Annotated in this window: 28 protein-coding genes; 23 read left to right on the forward strand and 5 right to left on the reverse strand. The window is 34.6% G+C overall.

Annotated elements, in window-relative coordinates; translation table 11 throughout:
- The first annotated feature begins 173 nt into the window (after positions 1-173).
- The 4 genes from FH036_RS02050 (at position 174) to FH036_RS02065 (ending at position 4,956) form a co-directional block, all read left to right on the forward strand.
- Positions 174-1,502 carry a YjiH family protein gene (locus tag FH036_RS02050; RefSeq protein WP_044792996.1) on the forward strand — a complete coding sequence of 443 codons (1,329 nt, stop codon included), beginning with the start codon at positions 174-176 and terminating at the stop codon, positions 1,500-1,502.
- Positions 1,503-2,104: 602 nt separating this feature from the next.
- Positions 2,105-2,692 carry a GNAT family N-acetyltransferase gene (locus tag FH036_RS02055; RefSeq protein WP_000425201.1) on the forward strand — a complete coding sequence of 196 codons (588 nt, stop codon included), beginning with the start codon at positions 2,105-2,107 and terminating at the stop codon, positions 2,690-2,692.
- 330 nt (positions 2,693-3,022) lie between these two features.
- On the forward strand, positions 3,023-3,655 hold the full coding sequence (locus tag FH036_RS02060; protein WP_000662223.1) for a YdcF family protein: 633 nt from the start codon (positions 3,023-3,025) through the stop codon (positions 3,653-3,655).
- A gap of 152 nt (positions 3,656-3,807) precedes the next feature.
- Positions 3,808-4,956: an acyl-CoA dehydrogenase family protein gene (locus tag FH036_RS02065; RefSeq protein ID WP_139895457.1), complete on the forward strand. Its 1,149-nt coding sequence runs from the start codon at positions 3,808-3,810 to the stop codon at positions 4,954-4,956.
- 215 nt (positions 4,957-5,171) lie between these two features.
- Here FH036_RS02065 and FH036_RS02070 read toward each other — a convergent pair whose 3' ends face one another.
- On the reverse strand, positions 5,172-5,642 hold the full coding sequence (locus tag FH036_RS02070) for a DinB family protein (protein ID WP_139895246.1): 471 nt from the start codon (positions 5,640-5,642) through the stop codon (positions 5,172-5,174).
- A 69-nt stretch (positions 5,643-5,711) separates the two neighbouring features.
- Between FH036_RS02070 and FH036_RS02075 the strand changes: the two genes are divergently transcribed.
- The 13 genes from FH036_RS02075 (at position 5,712) to FH036_RS02135 (ending at position 17,023) form a co-directional block, all read left to right on the forward strand.
- The gene (locus FH036_RS02075) at positions 5,712-6,416 is read left to right on the forward strand and encodes an ArsR/SmtB family transcription factor (RefSeq protein WP_139895247.1); all 705 of its coding nucleotides are present in this window, start codon (positions 5,712-5,714) and stop codon (positions 6,414-6,416) included.
- Positions 6,417-6,618: 202 nt separating this feature from the next.
- Positions 6,619-7,749, forward strand: coding sequence for a stage II sporulation protein P (spoIIP, locus tag FH036_RS02080; RefSeq protein ID WP_061531413.1), 1,131 nt, complete (start codon positions 6,619-6,621; stop codon positions 7,747-7,749).
- Between the two features lie 315 nt (positions 7,750-8,064).
- Positions 8,065-8,742 carry a copper homeostasis protein CutC gene (locus FH036_RS02085; protein WP_000895095.1) on the forward strand — a complete coding sequence of 226 codons (678 nt, stop codon included), beginning with the start codon at positions 8,065-8,067 and terminating at the stop codon, positions 8,740-8,742.
- A gap of 23 nt (positions 8,743-8,765) precedes the next feature.
- Entirely contained in the window at positions 8,766-9,317 is a 552-nt protein-coding gene (gene lepB / locus FH036_RS02090) for a signal peptidase I (protein WP_000662493.1), read from the forward strand.
- 258 nt (positions 9,318-9,575) lie between these two features.
- Positions 9,576-10,328: an IclR family transcriptional regulator gene (locus FH036_RS02095; protein WP_044792990.1), complete on the forward strand. Its 753-nt coding sequence runs from the start codon at positions 9,576-9,578 to the stop codon at positions 10,326-10,328.
- 14 nt (positions 10,329-10,342) lie between these two features.
- The gene (pxpB, locus tag FH036_RS02100; RefSeq protein WP_000672258.1) at positions 10,343-11,056 is read left to right on the forward strand and encodes a 5-oxoprolinase subunit PxpB; all 714 of its coding nucleotides are present in this window, start codon (positions 10,343-10,345) and stop codon (positions 11,054-11,056) included.
- Positions 11,047-12,036 carry a 5-oxoprolinase subunit C family protein gene (locus FH036_RS02105; protein WP_139895248.1) on the forward strand — a complete coding sequence of 330 codons (990 nt, stop codon included), beginning with the start codon at positions 11,047-11,049 and terminating at the stop codon, positions 12,034-12,036. Before pxpB ends, FH036_RS02105 begins: the two co-directional genes overlap by 10 nt.
- Before the next feature lie 18 nt (positions 12,037-12,054).
- The gene (pxpA, locus tag FH036_RS02110; RefSeq protein WP_138321725.1) at positions 12,055-12,816 is read left to right on the forward strand and encodes a 5-oxoprolinase subunit PxpA; all 762 of its coding nucleotides are present in this window, start codon (positions 12,055-12,057) and stop codon (positions 12,814-12,816) included.
- A 23-nt stretch (positions 12,817-12,839) separates the two neighbouring features.
- Positions 12,840-13,535, forward strand: a complete 696-nt coding sequence (locus FH036_RS02115; protein WP_000239802.1) for a DUF969 domain-containing protein — start codon at positions 12,840-12,842, stop codon at positions 13,533-13,535.
- A 1-nt stretch (position 13,536) separates the two neighbouring features.
- Positions 13,537-14,499, forward strand: coding sequence for a DUF979 domain-containing protein (locus FH036_RS02120; RefSeq protein WP_139895249.1), 963 nt, complete (start codon positions 13,537-13,539; stop codon positions 14,497-14,499).
- A gap of 15 nt (positions 14,500-14,514) precedes the next feature.
- On the forward strand, positions 14,515-15,162 hold the full coding sequence (gene pcp, locus FH036_RS02125; RefSeq protein WP_139895250.1) for a pyroglutamyl-peptidase I: 648 nt from the start codon (positions 14,515-14,517) through the stop codon (positions 15,160-15,162).
- Between the two features lie 245 nt (positions 15,163-15,407).
- Positions 15,408-16,106 carry a YaaW family protein gene (locus FH036_RS02130; protein WP_139895251.1) on the forward strand — a complete coding sequence of 233 codons (699 nt, stop codon included), beginning with the start codon at positions 15,408-15,410 and terminating at the stop codon, positions 16,104-16,106.
- Between the two features lie 188 nt (positions 16,107-16,294).
- Positions 16,295-17,023 (forward strand): NAD-dependent protein deacylase, encoded by a 729-nt coding sequence (locus FH036_RS02135; protein ID WP_139895252.1) that lies wholly within the window; start codon positions 16,295-16,297, stop codon positions 17,021-17,023.
- Positions 17,024-17,069: 46 nt separating this feature from the next.
- Here the strand turns inward: FH036_RS02135 and FH036_RS02140 are convergent, their stop codons facing one another.
- Positions 17,070-17,648, reverse strand: a complete 579-nt coding sequence (locus FH036_RS02140) for a hypothetical protein (RefSeq protein ID WP_139895253.1) — start codon at positions 17,646-17,648, stop codon at positions 17,070-17,072.
- A 248-nt stretch (positions 17,649-17,896) separates the two neighbouring features.
- On the opposite strand from FH036_RS02140, the gene FH036_RS02145 reads away from it, so the two are divergent.
- On the forward strand, positions 17,897-20,050 hold the full coding sequence (locus tag FH036_RS02145) for a peptidoglycan D,D-transpeptidase FtsI family protein (protein WP_001249214.1): 2,154 nt from the start codon (positions 17,897-17,899) through the stop codon (positions 20,048-20,050).
- 81 nt (positions 20,051-20,131) lie between these two features.
- Positions 20,132-20,653 (forward strand): signal peptidase I, encoded by a 522-nt coding sequence (gene lepB / locus FH036_RS02150; protein ID WP_000806877.1) that lies wholly within the window; start codon positions 20,132-20,134, stop codon positions 20,651-20,653.
- 33 nt (positions 20,654-20,686) lie between these two features.
- Here lepB (FH036_RS02150) and FH036_RS02155 read toward each other — a convergent pair whose 3' ends face one another.
- Positions 20,687-21,319: a CmcI family methyltransferase gene (locus FH036_RS02155; RefSeq protein WP_014481705.1), complete on the reverse strand. Its 633-nt coding sequence runs from the start codon at positions 21,317-21,319 to the stop codon at positions 20,687-20,689.
- A 181-nt stretch (positions 21,320-21,500) separates the two neighbouring features.
- Between FH036_RS02155 and FH036_RS02160 the strand changes: the two genes are divergently transcribed.
- Genes FH036_RS02160 through FH036_RS02170 form a run of 3 tightly spaced genes read left to right on the forward strand, consistent with a single transcriptional unit; the run spans position 21,501 to position 23,442 of the window.
- On the forward strand, positions 21,501-22,094 hold the full coding sequence (locus FH036_RS02160) for an NUDIX hydrolase (protein WP_257469501.1): 594 nt from the start codon (positions 21,501-21,503) through the stop codon (positions 22,092-22,094).
- A 4-nt stretch (positions 22,095-22,098) separates the two neighbouring features.
- The gene (locus FH036_RS02165) at positions 22,099-23,226 is read left to right on the forward strand and encodes a hypothetical protein (protein WP_000487032.1); all 1,128 of its coding nucleotides are present in this window, start codon (positions 22,099-22,101) and stop codon (positions 23,224-23,226) included.
- A 30-nt stretch (positions 23,227-23,256) separates the two neighbouring features.
- A complete protein-coding gene (locus tag FH036_RS02170; RefSeq protein ID WP_000143190.1) occupies positions 23,257-23,442 on the forward strand; it encodes an antitoxin VbhA family protein in 186 nt (61 codons plus the stop codon).
- Between the two features lie 84 nt (positions 23,443-23,526).
- Here FH036_RS02170 and FH036_RS02175 read toward each other — a convergent pair whose 3' ends face one another.
- On the reverse strand, positions 23,527-24,288 hold the full coding sequence (locus FH036_RS02175) for a class I SAM-dependent methyltransferase (protein ID WP_139895254.1): 762 nt from the start codon (positions 24,286-24,288) through the stop codon (positions 23,527-23,529).
- Positions 24,289-24,485: 197 nt separating this feature from the next.
- On the opposite strand from FH036_RS02175, the gene FH036_RS02180 reads away from it, so the two are divergent.
- A complete protein-coding gene (locus FH036_RS02180; protein WP_138321739.1) occupies positions 24,486-24,962 on the forward strand; it encodes a DUF2716 domain-containing protein in 477 nt (158 codons plus the stop codon).
- Positions 24,963-25,025: 63 nt separating this feature from the next.
- Here FH036_RS02180 and FH036_RS02185 read toward each other — a convergent pair whose 3' ends face one another.
- Positions 25,026-25,796 carry a DNA alkylation repair protein gene (locus FH036_RS02185; protein ID WP_138321742.1) on the reverse strand — a complete coding sequence of 257 codons (771 nt, stop codon included), beginning with the start codon at positions 25,794-25,796 and terminating at the stop codon, positions 25,026-25,028.
- Positions 25,797-25,814: the final 18 nt, after the last annotated feature.

Genomic DNA, 25,814 nt, shown 5'->3' on the forward strand with positions numbered 1-25,814 from the left:
ACAAAATATATGTTTGAAATGAGTATATGTAACATATACGAAAGATATTATATGATAATTTTTGGAGACTGACAATAAAAATGTAAGATTATTGCTTGTGTCATTTTCAAATGAAAAGAAGGGATTTAATATAATTATACAGAATATTTAGATAAATAGGGGGGTGTCGAATTTTGAGTGAAATTGAATTAAAAAGGAATGTAATTAAGACAGGGAGTGAGAAGAGCATCATTCTTCGGTTTGTACTCGCTAGTCTCGTTGGGGTGTTTATGTTTTTCGTACCAGTTACGATAAATGGCGCTTCTTCCATAATGATTGATCATATCGTGTCGTGGATTAGAGCTTCGGTTCCGAGCGTCGTACCTTATTACGCACTACTCGTTATGGTAATGGGTGCAATTTATCCGTTTTATACGAAAAAATGGAATACATCTATCGTAGATATTTGCTTTTCGATTTTAAAAGTGGTTGGCGTCGTTTTCGGTGTATTATATTGTTTGAAAGTAGGGCCAGCTTGGTTCTTTGCGCCAGATGTTGGGCCGTTTTTGTATGAGAAACTAGTAATATCGGTAAGTTTACTCGTTCCGATTGGTTCGGCTTTTTTAGCATTATTAGTCGGGTATGGATTACTTGAATTTATCGGTACGTTTTGCCGTCCGATTATGAGGCCGTTATGGAAAACACCAGGACGATCAGCAATTGATGCGGTTGCTTCTTTCGTTGGAAGTTATTCGCTTGCGCTTCTCATTACTAATCGAGTTTATAAAGAGGGGAAATATACGACAAAAGAAGCAGCCATTATCGCTACAGGATTTTCTACAGTATCCGCAACATTTATGATCATCATCGCAAAAACATTAGACATCATGCATTTATGGAATGTTTATTTTTGGACGACTCTCGTTGTAACATTCATCGTAACTGCTATCACCGTAAGACTTCCACCCCTTAGTAGAAAACCAGATACATATGTAACAGAAGAAGGGTTCCCAGAGCCCGTTTATAAGGAGAAAATGCTAGAGCGTGCTTGGGAAGATGCGCTAGAAGTATCGAAATCTGCACCGGGTATTATGAAAAATATCGCATTGAATTTAAAAGATGGTTTTATTATGACGATGGGAATTTTGCCATCTATTATGTCAGTAGGATTAATTGGTATCGTCTTAGCGAAATTCACGCCAATATTTGATTGGATCAGTTATATTTTCTATCCATTTACGTGGGCTTTACAATTACCAGAAGCAGAACTAGCTGCAAAAGCGGCATCCGTTGGTATCGCAGAAATGTTTTTACCTTCTCTTTTAGTTGTAAGTGCACCACTTGTGACAAAGTTTGTCATTGCGGTTGTTTCGGTATCATCTATATTGTTCTTCTCAGCTTCCATTCCTTGTATTTTATCTACAGATATTCCGTTAAAAGTATCGGAACTTATTATTCTCTATGTACAAAGAACGATATTAACGTTGCTTATCATTACACCGATTGCTTATTTGTTGCTTTAAAAAGGGGAAAGGTATAAAAAAGAATCCTTCTATAAAAGGAAGGATTCTTTTGTTTAGTGTTTTTATCAATTAAATACTTTAAAATGTATACTTTTTTGATGTTTTATTTGTTTTTCGAATATGACGTAATACTTCTTAAGAAAATTCCTAACCCTGCAAAAAAGAATCCTAAGCATAATAAGCTTCCTGGCGTTCCCCAAGTAATTTGATCTAGCATGTTTATATCCTCCCATTTACCCTATATGAATTAACTGTAAAATTTTCACTTTATTATTATATAGTATTTTTTGAGTTTAATCCAGAATTATCCATACTATTAAGCTGAAAAATTGATTCATAAATGAAAAAAAAGAATCTTTTTGTAGAAAGAATAGCGTTTTTGGTATGCAAATTTTTAAAGAACGTATATAGACCTTTAGAAAAAGAAAAACCTTACATGAAATGAAACCAATATAAATTCGGCTTGCTATAATGGGATGTACACGGTATTTGTTAGAGGTTTTTGCCGATTATTATGTAAGAAGGTATTAAAACTTTAATTTAAATATCTGTATAATAAAATGTACATTTCTATGATATAGTAAGAAAAAGGGGGCTTACAAATGGAAATGATTCACGAAAGAGCAAAGCTACGGTTAATGGATGGTAATGATGTCGAAACTTTGTTTTCGATTGTAGAAGGAAATCGAGATATTTGGGCGTATTTAATCTCTAAAATGGATAGTGTGCAAGATATGCAGCAATATGTGCAAAAAGCGATACAAGGTTATGGAAAGGGTACGCAAATCCCTTTCGTTGTAGTGGATCAACAGACGAATACGATTGTAGGAAGTACACGTCTATATAATATTTCAGTGGAAGATAAAACAGTCGAGTTAGGACAAACGTGGTATCATCCAAGTGTCCAGCGTACGAGTATCAATACAGAGTGTAAGTATATGCTTCTCCAGTATGCTTTTGAAAAACTGCATATGCTCAGGGTACAAATTAAGACGGATGCAAGAAATGAAAAAGCACAACGAGCAATTGAAAGGTTAGGCGCAGTAAAAGAGGGTGTGCTTAGAAATGAAAGAAAATTACCAAATGGTTATGTGAGAGATGCAGTTGTGTACAGTATTATCTCGAGTGAATGGCCAGATGTGAAAAAACAATTGTTAGAAAAATTAGAGTTGTATAAAGAAAAGCTATAATTCGTGTTTTGAAAGGTATATTGTTTGTGATACATGAAAAATATACCTTTTTTCTTACAAAATGCTACTTTATTTTAATTCCTTTTGTTTCATCGTTCCCTTCTGAGAAAAAATTCGTTACAATGTAGTTGTATGGTAATAAACTTATGAATTTAAAACATGTAATGAAAACCGCAAATGAAAATGAATTGATAATCCTCAATTTTAAATGAAAACCCTTTTATACATAAATAACAAGTAAAGTTCCTTCTTTTAAATAAACTCAAACAAAACGATTTGATATAAATGTTTTTTTATAGAAGTATGGATGATGTACGGAGGCAATTACAAATGAAAGAAAATAAGAAGAGTAAGAAAAGACGAATCTTTCAAGTATTTTTACTAATGATTTGTTCTGCTATTTTATATGTAAGTTATGCAGCTTACGATATTTGGAGTTATCGTTTTAAAACAGATGATAGCGTGAAAACGGATGCTGGTATCGTACTAGGAGCAGCTTCTTGGAATGGAAAACCATCTCCTGTATTTAAAGAAAGAATTAATCATGCGATTTCTTTATATAAGAACGGAAATATTAAAAAGATTATTTTTACAGGTGGTACAAAGTTCGAGGCAGAGCTTGAGGAAGCGCGTACTGCAAGAGTATATGCAATGAAACAAGGTGTAAAAGAGGAAGATATTTTGATTGAAACAAAATCCCTTTTCACTGAAGAAAATTTAAAGAATGCGAAGGAAGTTGGAATAGAGAACGGAATACGCACATACACGATTGTAAGTGATCCACTTCATATGAAACGCGCAATGAGAATCGCAAAACATATTAATATTGAAGCGTATGCTTCACCAACGCCGACATCAGCATATAAAACGTTAGATACAGAAATCCCATTCTTCTTTAAAGAATTATTCTCATATATTGGATATGTAACCTCGTTGCCATTAAAGGCATTGAAGGGAGACTAATAAGGAAAGAATCTATTTTTCAATAGGAACTTTTCTTATTAGTCAAAAACATTGTATTTTTATCGGAATAGTGAAACAATAGAGAGGTAGCTTCATATAATCATAATGACAAAATGAACGGTTTAAGAATCGAGCATAAAGGAGATTATAGTATGGCACTCTCATTTGTTGAAACAGAAAAACAATCTTTCATTATTGAACAAATAAATAAAGTGATTCCGAAGTTCATGGAAAGGGAGCATCAACTAAGTGAATTAGGATCATTTCCGTATGAAAATATAAATGATTTGAAAAATATCGGATATACGAAATTAACGTTACCGAAGAAATTTGGTGGTAGTGCGATTTCTTTATATGACTTCGTTCTATTTCAAGAGAAAATTGCGGAAGGCTGCGGGGCTACTGCCTTATCGATTGGCTGGCATCTTGGCATTGTGAAAGAACTAGCGGAAAATCGCTCTTGGAATGATGAGATGTTTAAATGGTTTTGCGAAGAAGTGCGAAATGGGGCGCTCTTTAATAGGGCAGCAACAGAACCGAAAACAGGGAGCCCGACGCGTGGCGGTAAACCAGAAACAATAGCGGTTCAACAAGGCGAGAAGTGGGTTATAAATGGAAGGAAAACTTTTACAACGATGGCGCCAGTACTTGATTATTTTATTATTTCAGCGAGTATGGAAGGCCGTGAAGAAGTTGGTGAGTTTGTCATTCCAAGAAATACAATCGGTGTATCCATTGAAGAAACGTGGGATAGCGTTGCAATGCGAGGGACTGCTAGCCACGACCTTGTCTTACAAAATGTAGAGATAGAAAGCCGTTTTTTTACGGATGTAAAAGGCGGGAAAGTGAAACAAAAGGGTATTGGCTGGTTGTTACATATACCAGCATGTTATTTAGGAATTGCACAATCAGCAAGAAATTATGCAGTTCAGTTTGCGGGATCATACAAACCAAATAGTTTAAACCATTCTATTAGTTTATTACCGAATGTTAGAAGATTAGTTGGAGAATTAGAACTCGAGCTTATGCAAGCTCGCGTCTTTTTATATCAAATTGCGAAAAAATACGATGAGGCAGAAGATAAACTGTCACTGCAAGCAGAATTAGCGGCAGTGAAATACGCCGTAACAAATGCGGCGATATCCATAGTGGATAAATCAATGCGCATCGTAGGAGCAAAAAGTTTATCAGAAAAAAATCCGCTTCACCGTTACTATTTAAACGTTAGAGCAGGACTACACAATCCGCCGATGGATGATGCAACACTATCTATGTTGGCGGATGCGGTGTTTCGGTCGTAGTTTTTTAGCTTGAATTTTATTGTTTATGTACAATATAGTTGTTTTGAAAGCACGTGTTTGATTAGTAATCGAACGCGTGCTTTTTATGTGCAGGAACGTACCAAGTTGAGATGTAGGTTTTTAATATAAATGGTTATTATGGTTTTGTGATTGTTTATTGTTGAAAAATTCTTATCGTAATGCCAATTTGGAACCTTTATAAATAATTACTAAATTTAATCCCAAATCAATGGTCTTTCTAAATTTACCATTCGCAAATATTGTAAAAATTGACCTGCATGGACCGCATCATGATAGGCAATTCGTAATAGCATATCGCCTAAATATCGTTGATAGCCAACATCGCTTCGATCAATAAGTCTTGCATCTAGCTCTGCTATGCTTATTGATTGAACATATTCTATGAAATCGACAAAACATGATTGTGCTAATTCAATCTCTTTTTTAACACAAGTAATTGGCTCGTCATCATACGAGAAATGTATGTCGTTTATTGAGCCGTTGTTTTTTAAAATCATATGATAGTAAAAAGTTGAACTCCATACGTGACGAATCATTTCACCAAAGGACATAGCCTCATCATCAGGCTTCCAATTAAGAAAATTATCGGGAAGAGAAATCCATAATTTTTCTGAGCGCCTTCTCGTTTCTTTTAAATTTAATATACTAAGATCAATTGCATTCATAATACATTCTCCTTTACTGTTAAATTTAAAATAATTGTATCAATTTAATAGTTAGGGTATCATCGAAATATGAATGTATATCCGAATATCTCATATATAGCTAAACTAATTGCTGAACCTACAAGAGCAATTATCTTAGATTGTTTAATGAATAATCAGGCACTACCTGCTAGCGAATTAGCTTATATGGCAAGAGTGTCACATCCAACAATTAGTTCTCATCTTTCTAAATTAGTAGAGGGGAATCTACTTACAGTTGAACAACATGGTAGACATCGTTACTATCGACTTGCTAATCAAGAGGTAGCAGAGGTTCTTGAAAAGTTAGGAACAATCGCACCAACAGTTCAAGTTCGGTCTTTAAAACAATCAGATCAACTAAAACAAATTCGCTATGCTCGAACTTGTTATGATCATCTTGCAGGCAAACTTGGTGTAGAGATAGCTGAAAAATTACTACATAGAAAATTTATCATTTTAGAGGAAGGAGAATATATTGTAACGGAACAAGGTAAGCAATGGTTTCTGAATTTTGGAATAAATATTGAAAAGGCAAATATAAAAAGGAGAGTATTTGCAAAACCTTGTCTTGATTGGAGTGAAAGACGCTACCATATTTCTGGTTGGTTAGGCTCTGCAATAGCAAAACTATTTTTTGAACAGGAATGGATTACAAAAACGGATAAGAATCGGGCTGTTCATCTTACAAGAAAAGGTATGAAGTTCTTGAAAGACCAATTAGGCATTAACATGGAAAATAAAGAAATGAAATAACCTGAGTCCATACAAATGTAGACTCAGGTTATTTCATTTCTTTTAAAATCTTTGGTGAAATTTGCGCACGGCAAATTAACCTCACTTGCTTTACGGAAAGAGATTAGCTGAAAAAATAGTAGTTGAGACGATTCTATTAAATTAGTAATCATATTCATTGAAAATTATGCGTAAGAATATAGTAAATGAAGGGAGATATAAAATGAATAAAGTGAAACTGAAAGTATTTAATATAAAGTATGTAATGATATGTATTTTATTCACAATTATATGTATTCTCACTTCATTCTTCATTTCTAGTAATTCAAACGTATTTAAATCTTATTATGTTAATCAATTATTAGGAACGAATTCTACGAAAGGCCTTATGTATATGATAGGCAGTGAAAATCGTTATTTTGCAGAAGAATTTCATAAAGAAAAAGGACGAGCGTCTTTAGAATCTTTTTTACTATCACTTTCTACAAACATTAATGTAAATGATCTCCGTAGTTTATTAACGAGGGAACTTCCTAATATGAATCAATTTTATTCGGAAATATTAATTGCTGGGGAAGGAACAGATTATACGAACATTCCTGAAGAATCTAGTATTCCTTTAGAGAATATTCAAGATAAAGGTACTGCTGTTAAACACCCAAAGAGTGAGAAAGAAAACAATTCAAATACACAAAATAACGGTGAAAATAAAGTTTTTATTTATCATACACATAGTTGGGAGTCGTTTATTCCTCTCATTCCAGGTGCCACTAAACCTAATGATGCCTCTAGTACAAATAATGAAGTGAATATTACGTTTGTTGGAAACTATTTAAAACAAAAGTTAGAAGAGAAAGGAATAGGGGTTTCACATGATACGACAAATATGAGGGACTTTCTGCGAAATAAAAATTTAAACTGGGCCCAATCTTACAAAGGATCTCGTCAAATATTACAAGATAAATTAGCGCAAGATAAAAATATTATGTTTCCAATGGACCTTCATAGAGATGATGCACGAAAAAATATTACAACAAAAAATATTAACGGAAAGAATTATGCGAGGCTCTATTTTATTTTAGGACGAGAGAATCCTAGCTTTGAAAAAAATAAAAAAATAGTAACGGCAATAAATTCATATTTAGACGAGAAGTATTACGGTTTAAGCCGAGGAATTTTTATTAAAGATCGTAAAAGCGGGAACGGAGTATATAATCAAGACCTTTCTCCAAATGCATTACTTATTGAAATGGGAGGGGTAGATAATACACCAGAAGAACTGTATGCTTCCGTTGATGCATTAGTAGAGGCCTTTAGCCACTATTATAATGAAGTAGTTAAGAAAAATAACTAAATATATAGGAGAAACCTAGTATTTTTATAAAATAAAAAGGAGTGACATCTAGTATGAAGTTCTAGAGGTTACTCCTTTTTCCTATTATTCAGGCTGTACCAGAAGTCTCATACTACTTTCAAATCCATCTGCATTATAAGCGGATAAATAATACGGCCCCGGTTCTGGAGAGGAAACGAATGAGCGTAAAGTAAATGTTATCAAATGAAAAAATCTTTCTTTTCATTCTTCTTTTTATCGTTTTATAGGAGAATACTATGCTTCTTATTTCACCTACTGTATAATTAAGAAAAAAGCACGAAAAGAGGTCATCTCATGCTAGAGGTTATTGCAACATGTTTAGAAGATGTGAAACGAATTGAACGAGCTGGCGGGAAGCGAATTGAATTAATTTCATCTTATACAGAAGGCGGTTTAACGCCGAGTTATGCATTTATAAAAAAAGCGGTAGAAGCAGTACAAATACCGATTCACGTTATGATTCGGCCGCATGCGAAGTCTTTTACATATACGGAAGAAGAAATTGAAATGATGAAAGAGGATATTGTAGTTGCTCAGAAATTAGGAGTAGCTGGTGTTGTATTAGGTGTATTAAATGAAAGAAATGAAGTGGATGAAGAGAAACTAGTGGATTTATTATCTGTGGTAGATGGGATAAATGTCACATATCACCGTGCAATAGATGACATAGAAAATCCAGTAGAAGCGATGAGAACGTTAAAGAAGTTTCATAAAGTGACTCACGTCTTAACTTCAGGTGGACAAGGGAATATAGTTGATAATATTCCGGTGCTTACAGATATGCAAAAGGTAAGCGGGGGTCAAATTCAACTTGTTGTTGGAGCTGGTGTAACGAAAGAAAATATAAAGCAATTGCTAAATGAAACTGGAATTTCGCAAGCTCATGTCGGTACAGCGGTAAGAGAAGGGAAATCATGTTTTGCTGAAATTGATCCTAATTTAGTACAAGAATTAGTTCAAATCATACAATAAACAATTAAGAAAGAGGAGAAACGATGAAGGAAAATACGAAGAAAGAATTATTCTCATGGGCGAAAACGATAGGATTTACCCTTGTATTAATCGCAATTATTCGCGGTGTTTTATTTACACCGTCATTAGTACAAGGCGAATCGATGATGCCGACTTTAGAAAATAACGAACGAGTTCTCGTCAATAAGATTGGTTATAGTATAAGTGGATTAGAACGCTTTGATATTATCGTTTTCCATGGAAAAGAAGGATATGATTTAGTAAAACGAGTAATTGGTTTACCAGGCGATACAGTTGAGTATAAAAATGATGTTTTATATGTAAACGGCAAAGCGATGGAAGAACCATATTTAAAAGAGTTTAAAGAAAAAGCAGCAGGCCGTGTATTAACTCCAGACTTTACGTTAGAACAAATTACAGGAAAAACGAAAGTGCCAGAAGGCCAAGTGTTTGTATTAGGTGATAATCGTGAAGTTTCTAAAGACGGTCGTATGTTTGGATTTATTTCAGAAGATGAAATTGTCGGAAAAGGACAAGCTGTTTTCTGGCCGTTGAAACAAGTAAGAGCGTTATAAAGAAAGAAGTATGGGAGAAATATTCTTCCATACTTTTTTTATGCCTATTTATTTAAACGTTTGGTTTTGCTATAACTTGAGCTTTTGAAAGAGAACCATCATTATTTCTAAAATTTATTTTGTATTCACTTTACATAAAGGTTAAGTAGTTGAAAAATATATTGATAGAATTGAAAGAATATTTTATAATTTAAAATTATATGTTTGTTTCGAAAAATGGAATTTAAGTTCCGTAATTCGGAACAAGAAGGAGATAGAATGAGTATAAATAAAACGGCAGTTAAGACAATGGATATTTTAAAGTTGTTTTATGAGCATGAAGAACTCAGTTTAACAGAGATGGTTCAGCTTACAAGTATGCCGAAAACATCTGTTTATCGTTTAATTGGCTCGTTAGAAGAAATGGAGTTTTTACAAAAAAACGAAAAGGGGAAATATCATTTAGGAGTCGTTTTTTTACGGTTTGGTCAACTTGTATCACAAAGATTATCAGTAAGAAATATTGCGATTCCATATATGAAAGAGCTTAGAGGTAGTTTAGGGCAGGCAGTTAATTTAATTATTCAAGATGGTAATGACGCGATTTATGTGGAAAAGATGGAAGGCGTTCAGCCTGTACGTGTATATACAGCGGTTGGAAGAAGAGCACCACTTTATGCTGGTGCATGTCCGAGAATTTTACTATCGTATTTCTCAGAGGAAAAGAAACGGAAATACATAGAGGAAACGGATTTAAAACAGTTTGCAGATGGAACAATCGTAGATAAGGAACAATTGTTAGAAGTGTTACAAATGGCGAAAAAGGAAGGACATACGATTAGTTATTCGGAGTTAGAAAATCATACAGCAGCTATAGCAGCGCCTATTTTCGCAAGCGACGGAACGGTTGTAGCAGGCATTAGTATTTCAGGATTAGCAATTGAGTACAGCGAAAGTAACATTTCATATTTTATCGCTAAGGTGAAAGAGACAGCGAATCGCATTTCGAAAGAACTCGGCTTTTTGGCATAGAAAGAGGGAGTAGGATGAAATTTTCTGCGTTAGGGGATCAAGCAATTATTGTTACATTTGGTGAAGAAATCGGGATGGATGTATACGAAAAAGTACAACGACTATTTCAAGTGTTGCAGCAACATCCGTTTACAGGAATGATTGAATGCGTTCCGTCATTTACTTCATTGGCCGTTTACTATAATTTGTATGAAGTATGGAAGGGAAATGATAGAAAGATAAGACCGTATGATTACGTATGCCAATACATAGCTAGAATGTTAGATACGTATAAGGAAGAGCTGAAACGAGATGTGAAACATATTTCTATACCCGTTTGCTACGGGGGAGAATATGGACCTGATTTAGAAGAGGTGGCACATTATCACGGTTTACAAGTAGAAGATGTCATTCGCATACATAGTGAAACAACGTATTTTGTGTATATGTTAGGCTTTACACCAGGGTTCCCGTATTTAGGAGGACTATCAAAAGAACTAGAAACACCTAGAAAAGGAATACCGCGGTTACAAATCTCTCCTGGTTCGGTAGGGATTGGCGGAAATCAAACAGGTATTTATCCGCTTGAAACACCGGGTGGATGGAATATTATTGGCCGAACACCAATCTCCTTATTTAATCCGGAAGAAGAAACACCGACCTTTATTCAAAGCGGTATGTATTTACGATTTATCCCAATAACGAAGGAAGAGTACGTATCACTTGAGGGGGCTAAAGAATGGATGTAGAAGTTTTGCATGCAGGTATGTTTACAACAGTCCAAGATTTAGGGCGGTCTCATTACCAACAATACGGCGTACCTGTTGGCGGGGCTATGGATCAAAGTGCACTTCGGATGATCAATATGTTAGTTGGTAATGAAGAAAATGAAGCGGGACTCGAAATGACGATTATGGGACCGAAATTGTTAATAAAGAAAACGACTTTACTTGCGATTGGTGGAGCGGATATGGAACCGTTATTGAATGGGGAACGTATTCCATTGTGGCGTCCCATTTTAGCAGAAGAAGGTAGCATGCTTTGCTTTGGAAAAGTGAAAAGTGGTTGCAGAACGTATGTGACTTTTGCAGGTGGTATCCATATTGATCGTACGATGGGAAGCAAAAGTACTTACATACGTGCTGCGATTGGAGGTATAGAAGGAAGAATGTTGAAAAAGGGTGACTACTTCCAAATTGGTGTACAACCAGAAATGGCGAATCGTTTCATTCAAGACTTACAAAAAGATGAGAGAATAAAAACGAAATGGGCAATTAGCAACAGCGTACTACCAAAGTATAAGAAACATCCTAAGCTTCGTGTCATAGCTGACTTTGAATATGATCAATTTACAGAAGAAAGTAGAAAGGCATTTTTTACGAAAGAGTATAAAGTATCTAATTATACTGACCGTATGGGCTATAGGGTTGAGGGAGAAGTATTAAATAGGATGGAAGAAAAAGAGATTTTATCGAGTCCCGTTACATTTGGGACCATTCAAGTGCCAAATGGCGGACAGCCGATTATATTAATGGCAGATAGGCAAACGACGGGCGGATATCCGAGAATGGGAAATATTATTTCAGTAGATTTACCTCTTCTTGCTCAGTTAAAACCAGGGGACTATGTATGGTTTGAGAATATTACGCTGGAAGAAGCGGAACAATTGTACATAGAACAAGAAGTAAATATGAATCTATTAAAAAAATTCATCGCTTTACGAAGTTGAAATTAGGAGGAAAACACTGTGACTACAATTGATTTAAACTGTGATTTAGGAGAAAGTTTTGGCGCTTATAAAATGGGGAGTGATGATGAAATTCTTCCGTTCGTTTCCTCTATAAACGTTGCATGTGGTTTTCATGCGGGTGATCCGTCCGTTATGCGGCAAACGGTTGAAAAGGCAATGCAGCATAACGTAGCGATAGGAGCACACCCAGGATTTCCTGATTTAATTGGATTTGGTAGAAGGAACATGAACGTTTCAGCAAGTGAAATATACGATTATGTTTTATATCAAATTGGTGCATTAGACGCTTTTGTAAAAGCAGCTGGCGGGAAGATGCTTCATGTGAAACCACACGGTGCTCTTTATAATATGGCGGCAACTAATCCGGAAATTGCAGATGCAATCGCAAAGGCAATACATCATATGAATCCAAGTTTATTACTTTACGGATTAGCAAATAGTGAGGCGTTTATACAGGCTGCGGAAAAATACAACGTAACTCTCGTACAAGAAGCTTTTGCAGATCGTACGTATAAGCAAGATGGAACATTAACGAGCCGGACAGAAGAAAATGCGCTTATAAAAAATGAAGATGAAGCGATAGAGCAAGTGCTACAAATGGTGAAAGAAGGCTATGTAAATTCGGTGAATGGTGAGAAAGTAGCAGTTCAGGCGCAGACGATCTGTTTACATGGTGATGGAGAGAAAGCTGTACAATTTGCGAACAAAATATACAGAACATTCGAAAATAATGAGATTTCTATATGCGCACCGAAATAAAATAATGAGGGGAAGTGTTGGAATTGGTGAAATTAATCGGGATATTACTTGTTGCGGTGGGCTTTTTATTTAGATTGAATACACTTTTAGTCGTTATGGTTGCAGGTATTGTTACGGGGATGGTTTCGGGATTAAGCTTTTATGATGTAATCAGCATGTTCGGTAAATTTTTCATAGAAAATAGATATATGTCTATGCCTATTATACTAACTTTGCCGGTAATCGGAATTTTAGAGCGTTACGGTTTAAAAGAAAGAGCAGAAGCACTTATAACGAAATCAAAAGGCGCAACAACTGGAAGAGTATTAATGTCATATTTCACGATAAGAGAATCATCAGCAGCACTAGGTCTTAATATTGGTGGTCATGCACAAACAGTAAGACCGCTCGTTGCACCTATGGCAGAAGGGGCTGCGCAAGGTAAATACGGTAAGCTTCCTGAGAAGTTAAGAGAAAAGATTAAAGCGAATGCAGCCGCTGCGGAAAATACTGCTTGGTTTTTCGGAGAAGACATTTTTATCGCAACTGGTGCCATTTTATTAATGAAAGGATTCTTCGATTCAGTAGGTATGCATGTCGGTGTATGGGATATGGCACTTTGGGGTATTCCAACTGCAATATCTGCACTTATCGTCAGCTGGATCAGATTTAGAAGATTTGATAAATATATAGCGAAAACGATGACAGCAAAAGAAAAAGAAGAGAAGGAGGCAATATAAGATGAATATTATTACAATGGATACAATCTATTACGTATTAGGTATAATCGTTGCCTTTATCGCTGTTCGTATCGCATTCGATCGTGAACATCCAAATCGATTTGGTTCTAGCCTATTTTGGGCGTTATTTGCAGTTACATTTTTATTCGGAAATGTAATCCCTTCGTTTTACGTTGGCTGTATTGTACTCGCTATGGTTGTGTTAGCTTCACTAAATAAAGTAACAAAATCAGAGGAGAAAGAAGTTCCAGTACAAGAGCGTGTGAAACATGCGGAGAAATTAAAAAATAAAATCTTTATGCCTGCACTATTAATTCCTATTTTTACAATTATCGGTACGTTAATGTTAGGGAAAATGAAATGGGGAAATGTCTCCCTTGTTGATCCAGACAAAGTAACGCTAGTAGCATTAGCACTAGGAGCATTACTTGCATTCGTTGCGGCGATGCGTATTACAAAATCGAAGATAACAACTCCTGTACAAGAAGGAAGTAGACTATTACAAGCTGTCGGCTGGGCTGTCATTTTACCACAAATGTTAGCGGCACTTGGCGGTATTTTCGCGAAATCCGGAGTTGGACAAGTCGTTTCTGATTTAGTCGGACAAGTGTTACCGACAGAGTATCCGTTCGTTGCTGTTATGGCGTATTGTTTAGGCATGATGCTCTTTACAGTCGTAATGGGAAATGCATTCGCAGCGTTTGCTGTTATTACTGGCGGAATTGGTTTACCTTTAATTGTACAGATGCACGGAGGAAACCCGGCAATTATGGCAGCGCTCGGTATGTTTGCTGGATATTGTGGAACATTGCTTACTCCAATGGCAGCAAACTTTAATATCGTTCCGGCAATGCTTTTAGAGCTAAAGGATAAAAATGCAGTTATTAAAGCGCAAGTACCAATTGCTCTTTCAATCTTTATCATTAATATGTTTATAATGTACGGCCTTGTATATCGTTTCTAATTTGGAGGGAAAACTATGAAAACAGTATTACTAACAGGATTTGATCCGTTCGGCAGAGAAAGTATCAACCCAGCTTGGGAAGTCGCAAAAAGTTTGCATGAAAAAACAATCGGAGAATATAAGATTATTAGTAAACAAGTACCAACTGTATTTCATAAATCAATACAAGTTTTAAAAGAGTATATAGAAGAGCTAAACCCAGAAATGATTATATGTATCGGACAAGCTGGGGGCAGACCAGATATTACAATAGAGCGTGTCGCAATTAACGTTGATGATGCAAGAATTGCTGACAATGAAGGGAATCAGCCGGTAGACGTACCGGTTGTAGAAGAAGGACCGGCTGCCTTTTGGTCTACACTTCCGATGAAAGCAATTGTAAAAAGACTACAAGAAGAAGGCATACCAGCTTCCGTTTCACAAACAGCAGGTACATTCGTTTGTAATCATTTATTTTATGGTCTTATGCATGAACTAGAGAAACAGGATAAGAAAATAAAAGGCGGATTTATTCATATTCCGTTCTTACCAGAGCAAGCGAGTAATTATCCAGGTCAACCGAGTATGTCACTTTCCACTATTCGTAAAGGGATAGAATTGGCAGTAGAGGTAACGGCGACAGTTGAGGTCGATATTGTGGAAGTTGGAGGCACGACGCATTAAATAACAGTAGATTAAAGAGGGCTGATGTGGCCCTCTTTTTGTGTTTGTATTTTATAATTGAAGGTGCAGTATAGAGTATAGAGAGGAAAATGTCTGGGAGCAGTCTAACATATAGGGAGAAAAGATGAAGTTAACGGGTATAAATATGAGAATATCTATACCGTAATAATTGTATATTATTGAAACGTTATTATATAATATTTGGTGTATTAGGGAATTAAATATAGATATTGGAGTTGAACGATATGTTAGAGCAATCTACAACAAGATTAAAAGAATTACTGGAAACATGTGATGATACGGATTTATTAGAATTAAATGAATATATATACGGAAAGGGAGAAGCTTTAAAATCAAGGGAGGAAATCATTGCAGAATTACAATATAGTGGAAGTAATGATGTGGCCTACTTGTTTAGAAATATATTTTCAAGTGATACTCCTGGAGTACATTATTTAGAAATTGTACGTGATGTATGTGATAAATTAAATGTAAAATGGAACGATTTTGAGGGGGAAGAAGAATTAGAAGTAAAGATACTAATAACAATTTTGCAGAAGCATTGGGAAAAAGCTGATGAGATAGAAAAGGAAAAGATAAAGGCAATGTTTGATGAAATGGGTATAAAAAATATAGATTGGGCAGCGGGATTTCCGATAGCAAATTTATTTCTGATTTTGGGTGCTAGGGTAGGAGGATTTATGACATATCAAATTGCTGTCATTGTTGCCAATGCAATAGCACAAGTTATTTTAAACAGGGGACTAACTCTTGTTATGAATCGAGTACTGACGAAAGGATTATCAATATTTTTAGGACCAATAGGAATTATTCTTAACCTAGGATGGTTAGGTATTGATATAGCTGGTCCAGCTTATCGTAAAACTATTCCGTCTGTAATACATATAGCGTATTTACGCCAAAAACAAAAAAATGAAAATTAAGTGAATCAATTATTCAGCCACTATAAATTATATTATATTGATCTGTTATCCTCCAAAATAAGCGTAAAAAAATAGGGGGAGAAGGGATTTTAGTAAAGGATGTAATGTATTCAACGAATCGAATCATACGACACCTCCTGTAAACAACTGGTATAATAAGTATAGCAATATACATAGAGGTGATTTTTGTGCAACAATTTGAAGAAGTACGTTCAATTTTAGAAAAAGCGAAGAAAATTACAGTGTTAACAGGTGCTGGTGCAAGTACGGAAAGTGGTATACCAGATTTTCGTTCAGCAAATGGTTTGTATGCTGATGCGAATGTGGAGATGTATTTATCAAGAGGATATTATAATAGAAGTCCGAAAGAATTTTGGAAGCATTATAAAGAAATCTTTCAAATTAATACGTTCCATCAATATAAACCAAATCGTGGTCATCGTTTTTTAGCAGAGCTAGAAGAGCAAGGGAAAGATATTACGATTTTAACGCAAAATATTGACGGTTTACATCAATTAGGCGGTAGTAAGCATGTCATTGATTTACATGGAACACTTCAAACAGCACATTGTCCGAAGTGTAAAACGGGATATGATTTGCAGTACATGATTGATCATGAAGTGCCGCGCTGCGAGAAGTGTAATTTCATTTTAAATCCAGACGTTGTTTTATACGGAGATACATTGCCGCAATATCAAAATGCGATAAAACGTTTATATGAAACAGATGTGCTTATCGTTATGGGAACGTCACTAAAAGTACAGCCCGTCGCTTCATTCCCGCAAATTGCAAAGAGGGAAGTAGGAGCAACAACTATCTTAGTAAATGAAGAGTTAACAGGGCAAGAATATAATTTTGATTTTGTTTTTCAAAATAAGATTGGTGAATTTGTTGACGGATTATCTTTAATGAAATAAGTTATCAAAAAACTGAGGTATTCACCTCAGTTTTTTATTTGGGGAATCAAAGTTTAAAGCATTTCGATAATGTAGCAACCACATCTCTATAACCTATAAAAAAGGTTTTAGTTGGCAAAATAGCAGAATAGGAAGAAATGTTTTCTTTAACGAATACACAGTCGTCATAAAGTAAACTAATATGTAGCTGTTGTAAAGGTTCTATTTCGTTTTGCTTTAAGTATAAAACTAAATCATTATAAAGTTGCGTACTATACCCACTTACAGAACATTCTAATGAATGCTGACCTGCTATGCTAGTCCACCATACTTTAAAACTACACAGTAATTCTTTAAAGGATTCCTCATTACATAATTGAGTTTCAAAAAGCTTCTCATAGAAGATATTATTTTCCTCATAAAAAATTTGTAAATCATATCGGTCGTTAGCAATTTGTTTACGAAGTATATGCCATAATTCCTTGAAATGATCTTCAAAGTCAGTAGAGAAATTTACTTGTTTTGCTATGTAAGGAAATCTCAAATTTTCCTTTTTCTCTTTTTGGTTAAGATACATATTTTGAATGTAAATCATAAAGTTTAAACAAAATGATGTATTAGTATGTATTGTAAATGAATCTGTCATTTCATTTTCTCCTTAGTAATGTCTTTTATTGATTTATTTCTTAAGTATACAACCTTTCTTTTAGAATAACATTCATGTTATTCCTTAATAAGGGAATGGTAATAAATAGGATGTGAAATTAAAAAACTGAAAATTAAATCTTTTATTTCTTTTATAATTAATATAAAATTCTATATATATCATATAAATAAATTTGATACATAATGGTTCTACGTAGAAATGTTAATAGAATGAAGCGAGGGAGCGAAATGAGACAGAAAAAGGAGCAGAAGAAACAATCGAAAAAGAAAAAGACTCATATTCCTTTTCGGTTAAATGTACTATTTTTTATCGTCTTTCTTTTATTTTCAGCTATTATAATTCAATTAGGTAAAGTGCAAATCATTGATGGAGAAACGTATAGAAATGAAGTGAACAAAAAGGAAGACGTAACGGTAAGTACACCTGTTCCTAGAGGGAAAATGTTTGATCGACAAGGTCAGGTGATTGTAAATAACAAACCACTACGAACTGTTACATATACGAAAATGAAAGGAGTAGATTCGAAAGAAGTTTTACAAGTAGCAAGACAATTAGCACAGTTAATTGAAATGTCGCCAGAGGATATAGACAAGTTAACAGAAACAGACAAAAAGGATTTTTGGATGCAGTTAAATGAAAAGCGGGCAGCAGAAAAAGTAACGAAAGAAGATGAGAGTAAATTTAGGAAGCAGGAGATAGAAGGGAAAGAATTAGATAAAAAAGTTGAAGAGTTACGTAGGGAAAGAATTACACAAGAAGAATTAAGCGAACTTTCAAAAGAGGATTTAGAAGTATTAGCAATTAAAAGCAAAATGAATGCGGGATATAAAATGACGCCGCAAATCGTTAAAAAAGATGTAAGTCAAAATGAATATGCAGTCGTAAGTGAAAGATTGGCAAGCTTGCCTGGAGTAGATACGACAGTAGACTGGGAACGTGAATATCCAAATGATAAAATACTTCGTTCTATCCTTGGTAGCGTTTCTACTGAAAATGAAGGATTGCCAAGAGAACAATTAGATTATTACTTAGTACGTGATTATAACAGAAATGATCGTATTGGTAAGAGTTACATTGAAAAACAATATGAAGATGCACTCCATGGAACGAAAGAACAGACTAGAAGTATTACAGATAAAACAGGAAATGTGATTCGAAATGAAAAAGTAACCGAAGGAAAAAGTGGAAATAATTTAATGTTAACAGTGGATATGGAATTACAGAAAAAAGTAGAGCAAAGTCTTGAAAAGAATTTACGAGCATTTCATTCTGCAGAGCCGATGATGGATCGTGCATTCGTTGTAATGATGAACCCGAAAAACGGTCAAATTTTATCGATGGCAGGAAAGAAAATTGTAAATAAAGATGGCGGGATGCAAATAGAAGACTACGCTTTAGGAACGATGACAAGTTCTTATGAGTTAGGGTCAACTGTGAAAGGGGCTACATTATTAGCCGGTTATCAAACTGACACAATTAAGCCGTATACGCATTTCTTTGATGCACCAATGTATTTTAAAGGAAGCTCCAAGCCGAAGAAATCGTGGAAAGAATTTGGTGATATTGATGATTTAAGAGCTTTACAAGTTTCATCAAACGTTTATATGTTTAACACGGCTTTAAAAATGGCAGGTATAAATTATGTGCCAAACAATCCATTAGACATTAAACAAGAGACATTTAATAAAATGCGTTACTATTTTAGACAGTTTGGCTTAGGTGTACCGACTGGTATTGATTTGCCGAATGAATCGATTGGTCAAATGGGGAGAACAGATAACATACCTGGTTTTTTACTCGATTATGCGATTGGACAATACGATACATATACGCCGCTTCAACTTGCTCAATATATTTCAACAATTGCAAACGGTGGTTACCGAATGAAACCGCAAATTGTGCAAGAAGTGAGAGAGCAACCACATAGACCAGAGGATGTTGGAAAAGTTATTCGGTCTATTGAGCCAGTTATTTTAAATCGAGTGGATATGAACACCTCATACATTAATCATGTAAAAGAAGGATTTAGAAGAGTTTTTCAAGAGAATGATGGAACTGGTACTGCAACGTTTAAAGGATTACCATATAAACCAGCTGGAAAAACAGGAACAGCTGAAACCGTGTATGGTGGAGAAAGTGAAATTGGAAGAGATGAAAACAATAATAGAAAAAAATGTTATAATTTAACTCTTGCCGGTTATGCACCATATGATGCTGATCCAGAAGTAGCTTTTTCAGTTGTTGTACCATGGGTAAATGATGACAAATCAGGAATTAATTCCGCGATTGGTAAAGAGATTTTGGATGCGTATTTTGAATTGAAAACGAAAAGATCGGGTGGAAATCCAGTCCCAGTAGAGCAGCCGAACAAGGCCCAGTAAAAATAATATCACTGCATTGAGACATATGGTGCAGTGATATATTTTTGATTTAAAAAGCGTTTGAATAAGGTGGGAATGGATATGAAACAGGAGATTAAGAGAGGTTGGGGGAAATACATACTCTTCGTGTTTGTTTTGGTAATAGCTTATCATTCTTTTACTTTATGTAAAGTGGAAGGGAAATCGATGCAACCGACTTTATATGAAGAAGACTACGTATTTGTAAATAAAGCAGCCGTACACTTTTCCGATTTAGAGCATGGAGAAATTGTCATTATAAAGGAAGAGGATGAATCAAAATATTATGTGAAACGAGTAATAGGACTTCCTGGTGACGTAATTAACATAACGAATGGATCTGTATATGTGAATGATAAAAAACAAGAAGAACCGTATACAAATAAAGATTTGTTCAATAATACGCAAGTGTTTTATAACTTTCAAAAGACAAAAATCCCGCCAAATAAGTTATTTGTAATGGGAGATAATCGTGAACTTAGTAGAGATAGTCGAAACGGTTTAGGATATATTGAAGAAGATAATATAATAGGAAAAGTGGAATTTGTATATTATCCTTTTTCAAAAATGAAGATCATAGAATAAGTGGGGATTTACAAAACCCCACTTATTAACGTTTCACTTTACCTTCTTTAAAAAACCTTTTGGGTTAAATGATATGAAAAACTTATGCTTAGATTCATCGATTATGAAATTGTTATTTGTAGCTAAAAACTCTTCAACTGCTTCCATTGGACCAGGCCCCCAATCGGGAGAAACAGGATTTCCATTAATAGATGTATCTTCTACGATAATATAACTGCCTGTAGTAACGATAGATTTATAAAGCAACAATTCTTTTGCTACATGCTCTTTACTATGATCTGAATCTAAAATAACTAAAATCACATCATTAGGTTTACGCATACTTAATATTGTTTGCACAGCGGTTACTGAAACAGAAGAAGCTGTTAAATACGTAATACGATCATGGGATGGACGATTTGGTTGTGGAAATATATCGATAGTCAGAACGTGACCTTTGCCAATTAAATCTAATATAGAAGCTAAATATAGTGCACTACCACCATAACAAGTGCCACATTCAATAATTAAGTCGGGTTTTAATTCGTAAATCATTTCTTGATACAAAAATAGATCAGAAGGAAGTTTGAGAATGGGGACTCCAAGCCAATGTGTATCATATAACCAGACTCGACTATCGTAAAATTGTTTTAAAAATTCGCTGCTTATGTTATCGATTTTGAACACTCCTTTCTGAAACGAAAGTTGTACAATATATTATGTGAAATATAATTGTAAGGAGAATGTTTTTTAATAAAATTGAGCAAAATACCTCATTAAAAGCCAATTATTTGTATAATAAAAAACTTTTTGCAGGAAGTTACAGTTTAAATCTGTAAATGAAGGGAAAAGGAAAGGAGATGAACGTATGTATAAGTACACAATTTGTTTCATTAGAAAAGGAAAGAAAATACTCTTATTGAATAGAAACAAAAAGCCGAATATGGGAATGTGGAATGGTGTTGGTGGAAAAATTGAAGACAATGAAACACCATATGAAGGAATAATTAGAGAAACGCTTGAGGAAACAGGCATAGATTTTCCAAGTGTAACGTATAAAGGGAATGTAGTTTTTAAAAGCAAGGACGAGCCTCAGGGGCGTGAAGGAATGTACGTATTCCTTGCTGACCTGCCAGATGGAGTACATATGGACACACCAGTAAGTACGGCGGAAGGATTATTCGAATGGAAAGAAATTGATTGGATATTAAATAAGGATAATAGAGGTGTAGTTAGCAATTTACCAAAATACTTACCGATAGTATTAACAGAAGAAAATAAGTTAGAGCATATATTCACGTACGATAATGGGAATATTATTCATTACACAACTTCATTTTTGACAGATGATAATGCGAACAAACGATATGTAAAAAAAATCTTTCATACTCAAGTTAATAAAATATTTCAAAGAGCAATTAGCATTTGTATGTTGATTGCTCTCATTATATATGCGAGGTGATGATATGTTTCAGAAATACAATTCATTGGCCATAATCGTTATATGTACGATGTTCCTTTTTGTAGCCTGTTCTAAAAGTGATACAGAACTTAAAGACATTCAAAAAGTAGATTACCTCGTATCCTATTCAAATGCAATGAAAGCCGGTGGTTACATATATGCATATGATAAGAAAGGAAATGAGATTAGTAAAATAGAAGTGGATGGCCAAAGTATAATGAGTAATGCAAAAGATGGGGAGGGGTACTACTTCTCATCAAATAGAAATAACAATCATTATGTAATTAATAAGATTGGTAAGGTACAAGGGATCAATATTCCTAAAGAATTACAAGATGTAAACGCAGGGGCATATTTTATACATGCAGAGCAAGGTTATAAATTTTATGATGTGAACATTGGGCTGGTAGACGAAAAGAAAGGATATACAAGTGAACTCGTATATTGGAAAGAGAATGATAAAAGGCAAGAAAGTGTAGAACTAAAGGGAACGATTCAAGGTGCGCATATTATTGAGAATCATATATACGCATTTTCACAAACGCTAGATAAAGTATATATTTCAGAAATAGATTTGGTCACAAATAAAAAAACAAACGAATTTGAAATTCCTAATGAAAATGTGTATTTTGCACCAACTCCTCAAAAAGTAATTTTTCAAAAGTATAAAGATAAACTAATACTCGCATTAAGTGATAATGTAAATCAAAAGTTGTCTTCTAAATTAATGATGATAAACCCGAAAACTAAAGTAGTGGAAAAAGAAACGGTATTAGATGACAAGCAATTCATACCTGTTTTAGTGCAGGTGTATGATAATAAGGTGTACGTTTTAAATCATGATGAAAAAATAAAAGAGTTAGATGAGAATTTGAATATCATACGTACATATTCATTACAAAGTGACAAAAATACAAAAATCGCTAGAGAGGACAAAGGGATTTCGGATATACAAGTACATGGTAATAAGTTATACATCTTATACAAAGATATGAATCCAAAGAGTGAAACGAAACAATTGGTAGCTGAGATTGAAGGATATGATTTGTTAACAGGAGGAAGTATTGAAAAGACTACTTTACAATTAGAGAGGAAATGGGATGATATTACCTTTCTTGTATTAAAAGAGTAAAAAAATGATTTGAAGGGGGTAACTCAAATTATGACATTCAAAAACGAGGAAGAACTAAATAAAGCTTTCGAGGCGGCCAAAGCGAGTCTAGAAATAGAAGGCATGACTGTTACAAAGGAAATGGAAAAAATTATAAAAGAAAAGGTATCCGGAAAGATAACGCACGAGCAACTTATTACATTAGCTGATGTGATTGCAAGACGTGGACGTACTTAACAATCTAGAAACCATCACAAAATTTTTAAAAATAAACGGGGAAAAAGAGATGGTAGATCCATCTCTTTTTCATATGCTCCATGATTAACTGCGAATCGCCTTAATCAGAAAACGATGTTGCTTCACATCAAAATAACCTTTTTGTAAGATGATTTCATGTATATGATATAATTCCTCACAATACCTTTCAACAGTAAAATTAGGGATTTGCCACGGAATCGCTTTTAAATAATAGACGATAGCGCCAATGTCATAAAAGCGTTGAAAAGGGAACTCTTCTTTTTCTTCTAAAATAGTAAATCCATTTTCCTTTAACTCAATGCATGCAGCTTCGAGCGACCAACTTGCAAATTCGTTATTTAGAGGTGCGTTAAACTGCTCATTAAGTTCCGCGCAATCAAGGCCGCCAACTTGTTGTGTAAGAAATATTCCATTAGGAGCAAGGATTCTGTTTATCTCAGAGGCAGCATATGATTCATGTTGATTTATGATTAAATCAAACTGACCATCTTGAAATGGTAAAGCAGTATCATGAATTACTTCGACGACTGTAACCCCTAGAGGCTCTAACTTTTTTCGAGCAATTGGCACGTTTGGAGCGTAGCCCTCAGTAGCATAAATAGTTAACGGGAACGGTTGTAACATAGATAAAAACTCTCCGCCGCCAGTCCCCATATCGAGCATTGATTTAGCACGCTGCATAAGCTGATAAGCAGTGCTACCATACGACCATGATAAAGGCTCGCTCTTCATTCGGCCCGTTTCTGAAATGAAAGAAAAATCCCAGCCACTAAAGTTTGTATTTGTACTCTCTAATAAAGTTAAAAATAATGGATCACGTTTCATAAATTTGTCCTCCTATTTCATAAATGAATGATATGATGAGAAAGGAAAAAGGGAGGACCTCTTATGAAAGAGAAGCGGTTTTACGTTTCATGTTCGAATAGATTCATATACATTCGCTCCTTGTGAGAATGGTTATTTATATATTCGGGATAGTTGAGTGGAATTCCTTTGAAGTTATTAGGGAAGGTAGTTGCGTAATGAAAAACTGGATAGAGTTTACGGACAAAGAGGATGAACAAATTTGGGACAAGATATATAGTGAACTTAAGTTTTCACCAAGTCTTTCTATATTCCCATCATTTAAGGTGCCAAGTCCTTTTGTTACATATGATATTTCTCATTGCTTTGGAGAGTCGATAAACGATCTGGAAAGTAAAGCGTTACAAGCCTTTCAAGAAATTACAGCATCGAATGAATATATCATGGCACTGGATTGGCAACATGAGTGTTATTGGACGAATCCACATGTAGAGTTTGAAAGAACTGAATTTGATGAGTGGATAATTCCCGTATTTCCGAATGGAGATTACTACTTCTTTATTCAGAAAGACTTTAAGTGGGGCTATTTAGGCCACCCTTGGGAGAAGAGTATAACGATATTTGGAAAAGAACTTATAGAAAGCTTTGAACGAAATAAGCCGGAAATGTTTCAAAATATTTTAAGGCAAGGATAATGTTTGAAAGAGAAAACCGCGTATACTTCATTTTTGAAGCATACGCGTTTTTGTTTAAAATACTCAAAAATAAAAATCTTTTGGTAAAGTATCATTTTTTATTACCGTTCTTAACCCATGTTTTATAATCCAAGGATTAACTGGATGCTGTTTATCACGTAATTGCTGCAACCATTGAAAAACAAGTTCTTTATCTTCTTTCGTAATATCGTTAATATGATTGGCTACAGATTTTTGAACGTATTTAGAAGGGTCATTCATTAAAGGCTCAAGAAGCTGTAAATTGTACTGAAAGTCACCTTTCAGAGCTCCTATTTTTTTAGCCCAAGGAAGTCTAGGTCTCGTACCTTCAGAAACTAATCTTCTAATGTGACTGTTTTCATCATGAATCCACTTTTGTAATATGTTTAGTGTGTCTTCATGGTATGTTTGAAGAAAAGGCCGAATGGCATATTCAGCAGTATTCCTTTTCGTTATTTCATACATGGCGTTGAATGAGGTTTCAAAATCGTTAAGCCCATATTTTTCAACGTATTTTGCGATAGGCATGTACATATATCCGTTTGTAAATGTGCCTACTTCTGTTGTATTTTCTGGGCCTAACGTTTTTAGTAATATATGTATTGCTTCATTAAAATCTTTTTGTAAAGCATTATGTAATTCATCTGCCATTACTTCAATACGCTGCTTTAACTCTAAATTTTCAATTTTACATGTTACGGAAGACACAAAGTTTCTTTTAGAGAAAGTAGGATCGTGTTTACAAATAGAATCAGCCATTTTTTCTGCTAATTCTTCGTTAAACAAAAATTTTAGCGGAACATATTTACCCATTTTTTCACCTCAGTGGTC

It is taken from the genome of Bacillus sp. CD3-5 (assembly GCF_006349665.1).
Taxonomy (GTDB): domain Bacteria; phylum Bacillota; class Bacilli; order Bacillales; family Bacillaceae_G; genus Bacillus_A; species Bacillus_A paranthracis.

Bases quoted from the DNA above. Each gene is read 5' to 3' on its own strand.
- FH036_RS02055 (WP_000425201.1), top strand. From the start codon at position 2,105: ATGGAAATGATTCACGAAAGAGCAAAGCTACGGTTAATGGATGGTAAT.
- FH036_RS02060 (WP_000662223.1), top strand. From the start codon at position 3,023: ATGAAAGAAAATAAGAAGAGTAAGAAAAGACGAATCTTTCAAGTATTT.
- FH036_RS02065 (WP_139895457.1), top strand. From the start codon at position 3,808: ATGGCACTCTCATTTGTTGAAACAGAAAAACAATCTTTCATTATTGAA.
- FH036_RS02070 (WP_139895246.1), bottom strand. From the start codon at position 5,642: ATGAATGCAATTGATCTTAGTATATTAAATTTAAAAGAAACGAGAAGG.
- FH036_RS02075 (WP_139895247.1), top strand. From the start codon at position 5,712: ATGAATGTATATCCGAATATCTCATATATAGCTAAACTAATTGCTGAA.
- spoIIP (WP_061531413.1), top strand. From the start codon at position 6,619: ATGAATAAAGTGAAACTGAAAGTATTTAATATAAAGTATGTAATGATA.
- FH036_RS02085 (WP_000895095.1), top strand. From the start codon at position 8,065: ATGCTAGAGGTTATTGCAACATGTTTAGAAGATGTGAAACGAATTGAA.
- lepB (WP_000662493.1), top strand. From the start codon at position 8,766: ATGAAGGAAAATACGAAGAAAGAATTATTCTCATGGGCGAAAACGATA.
- FH036_RS02095 (WP_044792990.1), top strand. From the start codon at position 9,576: ATGAGTATAAATAAAACGGCAGTTAAGACAATGGATATTTTAAAGTTG.
- pxpB (WP_000672258.1), top strand. From the start codon at position 10,343: ATGAAATTTTCTGCGTTAGGGGATCAAGCAATTATTGTTACATTTGGT.
- FH036_RS02105 (WP_139895248.1), top strand. From the start codon at position 11,047: ATGGATGTAGAAGTTTTGCATGCAGGTATGTTTACAACAGTCCAAGAT.
- FH036_RS02120 (WP_139895249.1), top strand. From the start codon at position 13,537: ATGAATATTATTACAATGGATACAATCTATTACGTATTAGGTATAATC.
- pcp (WP_139895250.1), top strand. From the start codon at position 14,515: ATGAAAACAGTATTACTAACAGGATTTGATCCGTTCGGCAGAGAAAGT.
- FH036_RS02130 (WP_139895251.1), top strand. From the start codon at position 15,408: ATGTTAGAGCAATCTACAACAAGATTAAAAGAATTACTGGAAACATGT.
- FH036_RS02140 (WP_139895253.1), bottom strand. From the start codon at position 17,648: ATGACAGATTCATTTACAATACATACTAATACATCATTTTGTTTAAAC.
- FH036_RS02145 (WP_001249214.1), top strand. From the start codon at position 17,897: ATGAGACAGAAAAAGGAGCAGAAGAAACAATCGAAAAAGAAAAAGACT.
- lepB (WP_000806877.1), top strand. From the start codon at position 20,132: ATGAAACAGGAGATTAAGAGAGGTTGGGGGAAATACATACTCTTCGTG.
- FH036_RS02160 (WP_257469501.1), top strand. From the start codon at position 21,501: ATGTATAAGTACACAATTTGTTTCATTAGAAAAGGAAAGAAAATACTC.
- FH036_RS02165 (WP_000487032.1), top strand. From the start codon at position 22,099: ATGTTTCAGAAATACAATTCATTGGCCATAATCGTTATATGTACGATG.
- FH036_RS02170 (WP_000143190.1), top strand. From the start codon at position 23,257: ATGACATTCAAAAACGAGGAAGAACTAAATAAAGCTTTCGAGGCGGCC.
- FH036_RS02175 (WP_139895254.1), bottom strand. From the start codon at position 24,288: ATGAAACGTGATCCATTATTTTTAACTTTATTAGAGAGTACAAATACA.
- FH036_RS02180 (WP_138321739.1), top strand. From the start codon at position 24,486: ATGAAAAACTGGATAGAGTTTACGGACAAAGAGGATGAACAAATTTGG.
- FH036_RS02185 (WP_138321742.1), bottom strand. From the start codon at position 25,796: ATGGGTAAATATGTTCCGCTAAAATTTTTGTTTAACGAAGAATTAGCA.